At 42.3% G+C, this 12,588-nt stretch carries 10 protein-coding genes and 1 riboswitch; of the genes, 5 read left to right on the top strand and 5 right to left on the bottom strand.

What is annotated here, in order from left to right; genetic code table 11:
• Positions 1 to 176: 176 nt before the first annotated feature.
• From BKK48_RS09595 to BKK48_RS09585, 3 genes are all read right to left on the bottom strand, one after another.
• Positions 177 to 1,544, bottom strand: a complete 1,368-nt coding sequence (locus BKK48_RS09595) for an alanine/glycine:cation symporter family protein (RefSeq protein WP_077428237.1) — start codon at positions 1,542 to 1,544, stop codon at positions 177 to 179.
• 82 nt (positions 1,545 to 1,626) lie between these two features.
• Positions 1,627 to 1,749, bottom strand: a riboswitch (glycine riboswitch).
• A 233-nt stretch (positions 1,750 to 1,982) separates the two neighbouring features.
• Positions 1,983 to 3,980 (bottom strand): transketolase, encoded by a 1,998-nt coding sequence (gene tkt / locus BKK48_RS09590; protein ID WP_077428235.1) that lies wholly within the window; start codon positions 3,978 to 3,980, stop codon positions 1,983 to 1,985.
• Positions 3,981 to 4,087: 107 nt separating this feature from the next.
• On the bottom strand, positions 4,088 to 4,756 hold the full coding sequence (locus BKK48_RS09585; protein ID WP_077428233.1) for a YtjB family periplasmic protein: 669 nt from the start codon (positions 4,754 to 4,756) through the stop codon (positions 4,088 to 4,090).
• A 69-nt stretch (positions 4,757 to 4,825) separates the two neighbouring features.
• Between BKK48_RS09585 and serB the strand changes: the two genes are divergently transcribed.
• Both serB and BKK48_RS09915 read left to right on the top strand, forming a co-directional pair.
• Complete coding sequence (gene serB, locus BKK48_RS09920; protein WP_143538865.1) at positions 4,826 to 5,770, top strand: phosphoserine phosphatase; 945 nt, start codon at positions 4,826 to 4,828, stop codon at positions 5,768 to 5,770.
• 18 nt (positions 5,771 to 5,788) lie between these two features.
• Positions 5,789 to 6,280, top strand: coding sequence for a YajQ family cyclic di-GMP-binding protein (locus tag BKK48_RS09915; RefSeq protein WP_143538864.1), 492 nt, complete (start codon positions 5,789 to 5,791; stop codon positions 6,278 to 6,280).
• Positions 6,281 to 6,443: 163 nt separating this feature from the next.
• Here BKK48_RS09915 and BKK48_RS09575 read toward each other — a convergent pair whose 3' ends face one another.
• Together BKK48_RS09575 and argH are read right to left on the bottom strand one after the other, a co-directional pair.
• Positions 6,444 to 7,709, bottom strand: a complete 1,266-nt coding sequence (locus BKK48_RS09575; protein ID WP_077428231.1) for an NRAMP family divalent metal transporter — start codon at positions 7,707 to 7,709, stop codon at positions 6,444 to 6,446.
• Between the two features lie 240 nt (positions 7,710 to 7,949).
• The gene (gene argH / locus BKK48_RS09570; protein WP_077428229.1) at positions 7,950 to 9,323 is read right to left on the bottom strand and encodes an argininosuccinate lyase; all 1,374 of its coding nucleotides are present in this window, start codon (positions 9,321 to 9,323) and stop codon (positions 7,950 to 7,952) included.
• Between the two features lie 235 nt (positions 9,324 to 9,558).
• Here argH and BKK48_RS09565 point away from each other — a divergent pair, with 235 nt between their 5' ends.
• The 3 genes from BKK48_RS09565 (at position 9,559) to rho (ending at position 12,532) form a co-directional block, all read left to right on the top strand.
• Entirely contained in the window at positions 9,559 to 10,191 is a 633-nt protein-coding gene (locus BKK48_RS09565; RefSeq protein WP_077428227.1) for a DUF417 family protein, read from the top strand.
• A gap of 74 nt (positions 10,192 to 10,265) precedes the next feature.
• The gene (locus tag BKK48_RS09560) at positions 10,266 to 11,159 is read left to right on the top strand and encodes an AraC family transcriptional regulator (protein ID WP_077428225.1); all 894 of its coding nucleotides are present in this window, start codon (positions 10,266 to 10,268) and stop codon (positions 11,157 to 11,159) included.
• Between the two features lie 110 nt (positions 11,160 to 11,269).
• Positions 11,270 to 12,532: a transcription termination factor Rho gene (gene rho, locus BKK48_RS09555; protein ID WP_077428223.1), complete on the top strand. Its 1,263-nt coding sequence runs from the start codon at positions 11,270 to 11,272 to the stop codon at positions 12,530 to 12,532.
• Positions 12,533 to 12,588 lie beyond the last annotated feature (56 nt).

Below are 12,588 nucleotides of genomic sequence, written 5' to 3'. Positions count from 1 at the left end.
GTCCCCTACTCGGGCTTTTTCAAGTCATTTTTGAGAGAAAAAAAGACTAATCGTCAAAAATATGATCTAGATCCCATTTATCTATATTTGTTGTTTTCTTTCCACTGAAAACAATGACTATGAAAAGTCGCCATAAAAAAGGATGCCCATCAAGCATCCTTATTGATTATATAAACTTAAACAAGTTCATCTTGATCATGGTGATTCATTTTTAAGCGTGAAAAATAATCCTTCGTTTCCTCAATCACCACTTTACGCAATCCGATTAAAGCGATTAAATTTGGGAAAGCCATTAAACCATTGACAATATCCGCTAAGATCCAAATTAAATCTAATTTCAAAAATGATCCAATCCCAACCAAAATAATAAAGATTAAACGGTATAAACGAATACCTCGGGTTCCCACCAAATACACAAAACAGCGTTCACCATAATAACACCAGCCTAGAATAGTCGTGAAAGCGAAAAATAATAAACCGAGAGTAACAATAGTTGCCCCAATATCTAGCCCTAGCCCCTGTGCAAATGCCGCATTGGTTACCGCAGCACCGGCAATCTCAGGGTTGCTCCATGCACCGGTTAACACTAAAACAATCCCAGTCATTGAACACACAATAATGGTATCTAAAAAAGTGCCCGTCATTGAAATCAAGCCTTGGCGGGCCGGCTCTCGAGTTTGAGCAGCTGCCGCGGCAATCGGTGCACTGCCTAAGCCGGATTCATTAGAGAAAATCCCCCGAGCCACCCCTGATTGAATGGCTTTCATCACAGTAAAACCCAATACCCCGCCTAGCGCTGATTGGGGATCAAAAGCACTACGAACAATCAACATCACCGCATCCGGCACCCGTTCCCAATTTAATAAAATAATGATGAGGGATACAAGCACATAAGAAATTGCCATAAAAGGCACAATGATCGAGGAAGCAATCGCAATGCGTTTTACCCCCCCTAAAATAATCATCGCCACGAGGACAGTCACCACAACAGCGGTGATAATCACCGGGATATGGAAGGTATCTTCCATAGCGTGTGTAATGGCATTCACCTGCGGGAAAGTTCCAATACCGAAAAACGCCACCAGCACCCCAAACACCGCAAACATTTTAGCCAGCCATTTAACGCCTAGTCCACGCTCAATATAATACATGGGGCCGCCGGACATAAACCCACGCCGATCTTTCACCCGATATTTCACCGCCAATAAACATTCTGCATATTTTGTTGCCATCCCCAGCAATGCCACCAGCCACATCCAAAAGATCGCTCCCGGCCCGCCTGCCTGCACCGCTGTCGCCACGCCGACAATATTCCCCGTTCCGATGGTTGCGGCTAAAGCGGTACTCAGTGCGGCAAAAGAAGAGACATCCCCTTTTCCCCCCCGCTCTTTTTTAAATAAATAACTAATCGCCAAGGGTAAATAGCGGATTTGAATGAAACCTAAACGTAACGTGAAATAAAGCCCTGTTCCTGATAGTAAAATCAGTAATGGCGGGCCCCAAATAAAACTATCAATAGCAGATAAAATTGTCGTGAATGACATGATGATTCCTCGTGGTCTAAAAACAAATAAACGCAACAAGGAGACGAAAAGTATCCGTGAAAAGAAATAAAATACAGATTATCTTTTAGCCCCTGTCCTTTTGCCTGAGCGTTTGAAAAACAGTGTGAAAAACCACCGCTCTTTTGCGCCTTCGGCGTCCATTTTCCCTATTTTGAGGGCAATGGATCTCTCCAAGGGTTCGTCCAGTAACAGTCCCTGCACTCATGTGCGCCTGAAAGATTTTACATCGTCGGCGTAGGGTTCATTCCCTACTCTCCAGCTACCTTCATCCGAACTCATTTTCCCTGATCTCTCAGAAAAAACGGGGCGGATTTTAGCAAAATCAACAGGGGCAATCAATGATCGAAAAAGAAGAAAAATAAAGTGCGGTCGAAAATACTATTTTTTCAACCGCACTTTAGTTCTAGTGAACAGAAATTACAAAATCTCTTTTGCTGTCGCTACCACGTTATCCACGGTGAAACCGAACAATTTGAATAATTGATCCGCAGGTGCTGACTCACCAAAGGAATTCATGCCGACAATACGACCGCCGAAGCCCACATATTTATACCAGAAATCGGAGATGCCCGCTTCAATGGCGACACGTTTGGTGACAGAAGAAGGTAAAACGCTTTCACGGTATGCTTCATCTTGTTTGTCGAAACGATTGGTGCTTGGCATAGAAACCACACGCACGTTTTTGCCTTCCGCTGCAAGCACTTCTGCCGCTTTCACCGCCAGTTCTACTTCAGAACCAGTGGCAATGAAAATGAGATCCGGGGTGCCTTGGCAATCTTTTAAGATATAAGCGCCTCGTGCCACATTGGCTAATTGCTCAGAAGTGCGGTCCATTTGCGCCAAATTTTGACGAGTGAAAATTAACGCACTCGGGCCTTCTTGACGTTCTACCGCTTGTTGCCATGCCACCGCAGATTCCACTTGGTCGCACGGACGCCATGTTTCAAGATTTGGAATTAAACGCAATGCAGCGGTTTGTTCGACAGGTTGGTGGGTCGGGCCGTCTTCCCCTAAGCCGATGGAGTCGTGGGTGTAAACAAAGAGGTTGCGTAATTTCATTAATGCCGCCATACGCACAGCGTTATGGGCATATTCGTAGAACATGAGGAACGTTGCACCATAAGGAATGAAACCGCCATGTAACGCAATACCATTCATAATGGCTGACATACCAAATTCACGCACACCATAGTTGATGTAGTTCCCCCCCACATTTTCATGGGCACGGATTGGTTTTGAACCACTCCATAAGGTGAGGTTAGAGCTGGCTAAGTCTGCCGAACCGCCTAAAAACTCCGGTAACACCTGTGCATAGGCTTCAATGGCATTTTGAGAGGCTTTACGGCTTGCAATGCTTGCCGGGTTGGCTTGTAATTTTTCAATGAAAGCTTGGGAATATTTTGTCCAGTCTGTCGGTAATTCACCAGCCATACGGCGTTTGAATTCAGCGGCTAATTCCGGATAGGCTTTTTCATAAGCAGCAAATTTTTCTTCCCATGATTTTTCTGCAGCCTGACCTTTTGCTTTTGCATCCCACTCGGCATAATATTCCGCCGGAATTTCAAACGGTGCATAATTCCAATTTAATGCTTTACGGGTTAAGGCAATTTCTTCATCACCTAAAGGCGCGCCGTGGCTGTCGTGAGAATTAGCTTTGTTTGGTGAACCAAAACCGATAATCGTTTTGCAAATAATTAACGTCGGTTTTTCTTTTTCGGCTTGGGCAAGAATGGTCGCTGCTCGAATTTGTTCCGCATCATGGCCATCTACATTGCGAATCACCTGCCAGCCGTAGGCTTCAAAACGGGCGGCGGTATCATCGCTAAACCAACCGTCAACATGACCATCAATAGAGATATTGTTATCATCATAGAACGCAATGAGTTTGCCTAAACCTAATGTCCCCGCTAATGAACAAGCCTCGTGAGAAATCCCTTCCATTAAACAACCGTCACCTAAGAACACATAGGTGTAGTGATCCACAATCTCGTGGCCTTCACGGTTAAATTGACCGCCTAAGGTCTTTTCCGCAATCGCCATACCCACCGCATTGGTAATCCCTTGACCTAAAGGCCCGGTTGTGGTTTCAACACCCGGTGCATAACCATATTCCGGATGCCCCGGGGTTTTTGAATGTAACTGGCGGAATTGTTTTAAATCGTCAATGGAAAGATCATAACCGGTTAAATGCAGCAAACTATAAATTAGCATTGAACCATGTCCATTTGACAGGACAAAACGGTCGCGATCCGCCCATTTCGGATTGGTTGGATTATGTTTTAAAAAATCACGCCACAACACTTCGGCAATATCTGCCATCCCCATTGGTGCACCGGGGTGACCTGATTTTGCTTTTTGTACGGCATCCATTGACAAAAAACGGATTGCGTTTGCTAACTGTTGACGAGTTGCCATATATTTCTCCTGTTATGATAAAAAATAAATTTGCGGCTATTCTACCTTATTTATTCCTGCCTTTCGGTAAAAATTTGCATTTTATCTTATCGCAATAAACGATCATCCTATCCCCTACGCCGTCTTTGATTATAGCGTTGGATATTGGATTTAACCGGTAAATTGACAGCTTTGGAAGGCTCATGAGAGAGGCGATAAGCTCGGCGGTAGTGGCTTAAAAAATAGTGAATAGAGCTTGCCAATACCACCCCTAATAAAAAGACGATAATCAGCTCCCCATAAAGTCGGAGGAAAATTTGATTAATTTTACTTTGAGAAGATTGCGCATATTGCCCATCGAAGGTTACCCTGAGAAAACCTTGAATACCTAAATTCGAATAAACCGGCTCCACCACTTGTTGGGTATTTTGTGCCTCATCCCGATTTTCCAAGCCTAAACGTTTACGCAAATTTTCCGAAGCCGTGCTTTGCGCCAATAATTTTCCTTGCGAATTATAAATTGAGGCATCTAAAACAAAATGCTCTCGTACCAGATTATCCAAATTCTCCGTGAGAGTTTCGATTTTGGCATTATTCATCAATAACACTGAAAACAAATTTGTTTGCTGACGCACTAAAATATGAGATAAATTCGACACTTGGTTCACGCTTGCCAACTGTGATCCGATTTTAAACTGCTGTACCCCAAACAAAATCACCGCCAGCGCCCCCAGGCAAAAAAGGATAATCAGCACCAACATCACTGATTTAGTTAATTTATCTTTGATTAAATGCACGTTATTTTCCCCAATTTACCTTTAAATCGGCTAGAATAGTTTTCATTTCGACAATTTACAGGATTTTCTATGCAAATTCAAAACCTTGCCGGTATTACACAAAAATATCCCTCATTTCCTACCGCACTTTTACCCGATCTCCCTCCAGCACCGCCAAAAGAGGCGTTTATCCTTTATGGTACACAGCTCAATCTTTCTACATTGATGCAGTTTCAGCAAAAGTGCGGTCAAAATTTTCAGTGTTTTGATGCTTGGAATGTAGAAAAAAATACCGTGGTATTGCTGAAAGGCCAGTGGCAGGATAGCTTTCTTTCTGCCGCTCATGACCTGTGTTTAGACATTGCCCTGTTGAACTTCGAAGCAAAATTGTCCGAAAAAGGCTTATTAGTGATGGATATGGACTCCACCGCCATTCAAATAGAATGTATTGATGAAATCGCCAAACTTGCCGGCACGGGGGAATTAGTGTCCGCCATTACCGAAAGTGCAATGCGGGGTGAACTGGATTTTGAACAGAGCCTACGCCGTCGGGTAGCCACCTTAAAAGATGCGCCGGAAAGTATTTTACAAGCAGTGCGGTCAAATTTACCCCTCATGCCCGGTCTAACGGAAACCCTTCAAACCTTGCAAAAACACGGTTGGAAAACCGCCATTGCCTCAGGGGGGGTCACCTATTTTGCCGATTATTTAAAAGATTTATTAAAATTAGACTGTGCTGTATCCAACCAATTTGACATTGTGGCCGGCAAACTCACCGGGTTCGTCAAAGGCGATATAGTCGATGCACAATATAAAGCACGAACACTGGAACGGCTGCGTGATGAATATGACATTGCCCCCCAAAACACCCTTGCCATAGGCGATGGTGCCAATGATTTAGCCATGATGACCGTTGCCGGTTTGGGTGTGGCGTTCCATGCCAAACCGAAAGTGCAACAACAGGCACAAATTGTGGTAAACTTCGCCGACCTAACGGCACTTTTATGTCTTTTAAGTGCGAGAGAAAGAATTTAACCTTAATGGGAGAAAATTATGCCATCTTTTGATATTGTTTCTGAAATTACCATGCACGAAGTGCGTAACGCCGTGGAAAATGCTAACCGAGTATTAAGCACCCGTTATGATTTCCGAGGCGTAGAAGCTATCATGGAACTCAATGAAAAAAATGAAACCGTGAAAGTGACAACGGAATCTGAATTTCAACTTGAACAGTTAATCGAAATCTTAATTGGTGCATTTGTTAAACGTGGCATTGAACACGGCTCATTGGATATTCCAACGGAAAGTGAACACCATGGCAAACTTTACACCAAAGAAATCAAATTAAAACAAGGCATTGAAACCGAAATGGCGAAGAAAATCACAAAATTAGTGAAGGATTCTAAAATAAAAGTTCAAGCCCAAATTCAAGGTGATCAGGTGCGAGTGACCGGTAAATCCCGTGATGATTTACAAGCCGTTATTCAACTGGTGAAAAATGCAGAGTTAGGACAACCTTTCCAATTTAATAATTTTAGAGATTAATACCACAAAATCGCGTTTATCCATTAACGCCTTTTGGCATTATGTTGCACTAAGAAAACATGAGGGGAAACACACTATGTGTTTCCCCTTATACACAAAAATTCCGTTCGTTCAACGGCAATATCACAATGAAAAATTGAGAAAATTCAACCGCACTTTTTGCTTAATTCAACCAATTCATTTGATAAAGAATGAACAAGACGGTGAACGCACTCAGGTAAATCAAGCCAATAATCGAGAGCCAAAGCAACCAACCTCTCACTTTATGTTTTCCGTCTAAAACCAGTGATAAATTGAGCCAAGCAAAAATCGGCGTGGAGACAAAAGAAGCGATCATAGCAAATTTTAGCATCGGGCCAACGGCATTATTGAAATAGAAAATAATCGCCAAACCTGAGATTGATGCGAGCAAGATCGCCATATTTAAAGTTTTTTCCGGCGTTTTTTTCTGTCCTAAAATAAGACGTAAACTTTCCACATTGGTACGAGAATAGCCGTCAATCACCGTAATTGTCGTACCAAACATGCACATAAAAGCAATGAAAGCGATGATCCCTTTTGCCCATTCGCCAATCGTGGACGCATACATATTAATGAGTTGGGCGATATATTTCCCCCCCACCATTTCCACAGCGTTACCTGAGCCAAATTGCACCAATGCCCCCAATGCCAAGAACACCAAGGCTAAAATGGCAGTGCCGATATAACCTACATTGAAATCAAAAATCCCGTCTTTGTAAGAAACATGGCTGATACGGCGTTTTGCCACCACCCACATTGAATTAATGGCGGAAATTTCAATCGGTGCAGGCATCCAGCCCATTAGCGCCACAATAAAGGCTAATGCGCCCCATTGCCAAGGGGAAGGCGCAATATAATCCGTAGGCGCAACCCCTTGTAGCCCTGTTCGCCACAAGGCAATAAGCACCGCTGCGACAGTACTGAGAGTTAAAGCAATCATAATCAGTTTGGAAAGGTTATCAAGCACACGATATTTTCCAAATAATAAAATGCCTGCACTGACGGCGATAACCACTAAACTCAAGACTGGAACGGGAATTTGAATTGGCAGAACAAAGGTGAGAATCGCCGCACATAATAGCCCCACTGCGGCAGTATTAATCATCGTTGCAAAAATATTTAAAAGAAAAAAGACCCAAAGATAGACTTTCCCTTTTTGGCGGTAACCTTCTAATAAGGTGTTACCACTATCAAGGGTATATTGTGTACCAAAACGGAAGAAAGGATATTTAAATAAATTAGCAAGAACGATAATCAGCGCTAATTGCCAGCCATAAATAGCACCCGCTTGGGTGGAAGCAATAAGGTGAGAGCCCCCTACCGCAGCTGATGCCATTAAAATCCCCGGGCCTAATGCATTCAATTTTGAAAGCCATGTTGATTTTTCATTTTGCTGATAGTCTGTCATTCAAGTTTCCTTATAAAATAAAAGAGAAAGGCCTGATTTTAAAAGGAAGAATGAAAAATTCAAAGATGCGATTGGACAATTCAACAGCAAACAAACCCGCTTCTGTGTAAAAATTCATTTATTCGGGTTATCTTTTCCTATAAGGGAATGTTTGACAAGCGATAGTTTGGATTTTAAAGAGAAAAGTGCGGTCAAAAATTCAATTGTTTTTCTGACCGCACTTTTTGTTGATGTTATCCGTTAAGCAAATCGGGCTTTCGCTTCTGCAATGGCTTCTGCCACACGCAATGGAGAAACCCCACCTTTTGCACAACGTTTATCTAAACAAGATTGAAGAGAGAGAATGGCATACACATCATCGCCCACCACTTCGCTAAACTGACGAAATTCCGGAATCGTGAGGTCTTCCAACCCTTTGCCTTTCTCAATGGCATAGACCACCGTTTCGCCCACAATATGGTGAGAGTCACGGAATGGCACGCCTTTTGCTACAAGATAATCTGCTAATTCGGTCGCATTGGAATAGCCTTTTAGCGCCGCTTCACGAGTGCGTTCAACATTCACTTTGAGTTCATCTAAGACAAAGGTCGCCATATCCACACAATCTTGCCAAGTGTCAAGGGCATCAAAAATCCCTTCTTTGTCTTCCTGCATATCTTTGTTATAAGCAAGCGGTAAACCTTTTAATGTCATCAACATGCCGGTTAATGCTCCCATGACACGCCCTGCTTTTCCTCTGATTAATTCACAAGCATCAGGATTTTTCTTTTGTGGCATTAATGAAGAACCGGATGTGACCCGATCGGACAATTCCACAAAATTGGCCTCACCACTGTTGAAAATAATCATATCTTCGGCAAAACGGGAAAGGTGTGCCATACTTAAAGAAGCGGCGGAAAGCAATTCCACAATATGATCCCGATCCGAAACACTGTCTAAACTATTGCGGGTAGCAAAGCTAAAGCCTAAATCCTGCGCAAGAGCATCACGATCCACCGCATAGGCCGTACCTGCCAACGCCCCACTGCCAAGCGGACAAGTGTTCATCCGTTTATAGGCATCCGTTAAACGGCTGTAATCCCGATCAAACATTTCCACATAAGCCATGCACCAATGAGCAAATGTAATAGGCTGGGCACGTTGTAAATGGGTATAACCCGGCATCACGGCCTCTTGTGTATTTTCAGCGGTTTGCACCAAATGACGTTGCAAATTGCGGATGGAATCTTGCAATTCAATCACACGCTGTTTACACCACATTTTAATATCCAGTGCGACTTGATCGTTACGACTACGACCGGTGTGTAATTTTTTGCCCAGATTACCCACTTTATCAATCAGTTTACTTTCCACCCAACTGTGAATATCTTCCGCTTCATCTTGCAAAATCGCTTGAGGGTTTGATCGCACTTCGATCAATAATTCCTTTAATGCTTTTTCTAATTGCTGCTGTTCCTCTTGCGTTAATACGTTCACTTTTACTAACGCTTTCGACCAGCCGATCGATCCTTCAATATCTTGTTCGGCTAAACGATAATCAAAACGTAAAGAATCGTTAAAATCTTTAAAACGCTTATCTGCTGCTTGTGTAAAACGCCCACCCCAAAGTGCCATAATCTCCCTCTTTTTCTGTCAATAGACCCCAAAGTGCGGTCAAAATATACGAAATTTTTTAAAGGCGCTATTTTATCAATTCCCTAAAAATAAGTGAAATAATTTAAAAACCGCCCCATACCCCATCACAAAATGCGACAATTTATGGATAAATTAAGACAAATCGTCTAATAACTTTGGCTTAATTCCCCTTAAAATCTGAGCCTGATTTATCATTAATAATTTGGAGTTATCTATGCAAGCATTCATTGAATTCATTGCTAAAATTATTGCCCCTTGGCAACGTCAATTTATCAACTTTATCCGCATTGCCATTTTTATTGTTATGGCTTGGATTGGCGGTTTAAAAGCCTTCCAATATGAAGCAGACGGTATTGCCCATTTTGTATCCAACAGCCCTTTTATGAGCTTTTTCTATAATAATAGCGATAAATACGCCCCGAATGAAAAAGGCGAAATGGTGAAAGAATATGTTTTACACAAAAATCCTGAAGGAAAAATGGTGCAAAAAAATATCGAATGGCATAAACAAAACGGTACTTATACCTTCTCTTACGGATTAGGCGTGGTGATTGTTACTATTGGTATTTTAACCCTTCTTGGTATTTGGAACGCCAATATTGGGTTAATTGGAGGGCTATTGACCTTTGGTATGTCAATTGTTACGCTTTCTTTCCTTATCACCACACCGGAAACTTGGGTGCCTAATTTAGGGGGCGATTTGCCTACTCCAAACTATGGTTTCCCTTATTTATCCGCTGCCGGACGGTTGATTTTAAAAGACATTATTATGATGGCAGGTGGATTAACCGCCGCCGCAGAATGTGCCAATCGAATTCTGCGCAAAAAAGCAGGCGAATTGGCATAATAAAAGTCATCAAAGGAAATGGGGAGTTCGCTCCCTATTTTTTATGGTTCGTGTTTTATGGATAGAGGTCAGTCATGGATATACTTGATCAGCTAATGAAATTTGCTCAAATTTCAGGAAGCATTAATGTTCAGTGTCAATTACAAGAGGCTTGGTATATTCGGCATGAATGGCAATCTTGCCACGGTATTGTGCATATTGTTTCACAAGGGCAAGGCTATTTGCACATTGACGGCATTGATCGGGCAATCAAACTTAAAAAGAACGATATCGTCTTTTTCCCCCATTCATTGGGTCATTCCTTAACCCACCAACCCCATTATAAAGGGCCGAGTAAAATTCATACCCGTTCTCATGGTGCATTTACTTTGAAACAATGTGGCGGGGAATTCCCGGATTTAAGCTTATTTTGTGCCAATTTTACTTATGATAAACAATCAGAATTATTCAATAACTTACCTGAAGTGATTTTACTCAATTTACAAGATGCCTCATTAAAACCTTTACTTGATATATTGCAACAGGAAGCAGATGAGTATCAATCTGGCTCTGCCAATATTATCAATGCCCTACTTAGCGTCTTACTGACATTATTAATTCGTACCTATTTAAAACAAGAGGAGGCACAGCTCAACGGATTGTTAAAAGGATTGCGTGATAAACGCCTTTATAATGTGATATCCAATATTCTTGCTCAACCGGAACAGGATTGGAAAATTGAAAAACTTTGCCACATTGCCAATCTCTCCAAAGCGCAACTCATACGATTATTTAACCAACAAGTCGGCATCAGCCCCTATCATTTTGTCAGCCATATGCGATTACAAAAAGCGGCAGAATTACTCAAACACTCCCAACAATCCATACTCAGTATTGCACTCAATTGCGGTTTTCAATCGGAAAGTAATTTTGGTAAAGCCTTCAAAAAATATTATCAATTAACACCGGGACAATACCGTAAAACATAAATTTAAACTAGACAGAATGCCTTTTTAGTGATACCTTACGCAACAATTTTCGGGCATCTGCCCTCCATTTCATTAACTCAACTCTATATTAATCCCAACGATTATTCATTATGCATTTAACAGAACTTAAAAATACGCCCGTTTCAGATCTTGTGAAACTCGGCGAAGAGCAAATGGGCTTAGAAAATTTAGCCCGTTTACGCAAGCAAGACATTGTTTTCGCCATTTTAAAACAGCACGCCAAAGGCGGTGAAGACATTTTCGGCGGCGGGGTCTTGGAAATTTTACCTGATGGCTTTGGTTTTCTCCGCTCTGCCGATAGTTCCTACCTTGCCGGCCCTGATGATATCTATGTTTCCCCTAGCCAAATCCGTCGTTTCAACCTCCAAACCGGTGATAAAATTGAAGGTAAAATCCGCCCACCAAAAGAAGGTGAACGCTATTTTGCCCTGTTGAAAGTGGATCAAGTCAATGACGACAGACCTGAAGTCTCACGCAGTAAAATTCTCTTTGAAAACTTAACCCCATTACATGCCAACTCTCGTCTAAGAATGGAGCGAGGCAATGGCTCAACAGAAGATTTAACGGCTCGCATTTTGGATTTGGCCTCACCTATTGGTAAAGGTCAGCGTGGTTTGATTGTTGCTCCGCCAAAAGCGGGGAAAACCATGTTGCTACAAAATATTGCACAAAGTATCACTCACAATTATCCCGACGTGGAACTCATCGTATTGCTTATTGATGAACGCCCAGAGGAAGTGACCGAGATGCAACGCTCTGTAAAAGGTGAAGTGATCGCATCAACCTTTGACGAACCGGCAACACGTCATGTTCAAGTGGCGGAAATGGTGATCGAAAAAGCCAAACGTTCGGTAGAACACAAAAAAGATGTCGTCATTTTGCTGGACTCAATTACCCGTTTAGCCCGTGCTTACAATACCGTTACCCCGGCTTCCGGCAAAATCTTATCCGGTGGTGTGGATGCCAACGCCCTGCATCGTCCTAAGCGTTTCTTTGGGGCGGCGCGTAATGTGGAAGAAGGCGGAAGTTTAACCATTATCGCCACCGCGTTGGTAGACACCGGTTCAAAAATGGATGAAGTGATTTTTGAAGAATTTAAAGGAACGGGGAATATGGAACTTCACCTTTCTCGCAAAATCGCTGAAAAACGGGTCTTCCCTGCCATTGACTTCAACCGCTCAGGTACGCGTAAAGAAGACTTGCTCACCACGCCTGATGAATTACAAAAAATGTGGATTTTACGCAAAATTCTCAATCCAATGGGCGAAGTGGAAGCAATGGAATGGCTTATTGATAAACTGGGTGTAGCCAAAACCAACGAAGCGTTTTTTGAGATTATGAAACGCTCGTAAAAATAAATGAATATTAAAAAAATCAAAGGGAAACACCTGATCTGACCCCAAAAAGT

This window comes from Rodentibacter heidelbergensis, from assembly GCF_002000125.1.
Lineage (GTDB): Bacteria > Pseudomonadota > Gammaproteobacteria > Enterobacterales > Pasteurellaceae > Rodentibacter > Rodentibacter heidelbergensis.
This window is presented reverse-complemented; position numbering and strand designations above follow the sequence as displayed.

Bases quoted from the DNA above. Each gene is read 5' to 3' on its own strand.
- BKK48_RS09915 (WP_143538864.1), top strand. From the start codon at position 5,789: ATGCCATCTTTTGATATTGTTTCTGAAATTACCATGCACGAAGTGCGT.
- rho (WP_077428223.1), top strand. From the start codon at position 11,270: ATGCATTTAACAGAACTTAAAAATACGCCCGTTTCAGATCTTGTGAAA.
- serB (WP_143538865.1), top strand. From the start codon at position 4,826: ATGCAAATTCAAAACCTTGCCGGTATTACACAAAAATATCCCTCATTT.
- argH (WP_077428229.1), bottom strand. From the start codon at position 9,323: ATGGCACTTTGGGGTGGGCGTTTTACACAAGCAGCAGATAAGCGTTTT.
- BKK48_RS09595 (WP_077428237.1), bottom strand. From the start codon at position 1,544: ATGTCATTCACGACAATTTTATCTGCTATTGATAGTTTTATTTGGGGC.
- BKK48_RS09575 (WP_077428231.1), bottom strand. From the start codon at position 7,709: ATGACAGACTATCAGCAAAATGAAAAATCAACATGGCTTTCAAAATTG.
- BKK48_RS09565 (WP_077428227.1), top strand. From the start codon at position 9,559: ATGCAAGCATTCATTGAATTCATTGCTAAAATTATTGCCCCTTGGCAA.
- BKK48_RS09560 (WP_077428225.1), top strand. From the start codon at position 10,266: ATGGATATACTTGATCAGCTAATGAAATTTGCTCAAATTTCAGGAAGC.
- tkt (WP_077428235.1), bottom strand. From the start codon at position 3,980: ATGGCAACTCGTCAACAGTTAGCAAACGCAATCCGTTTTTTGTCAATG.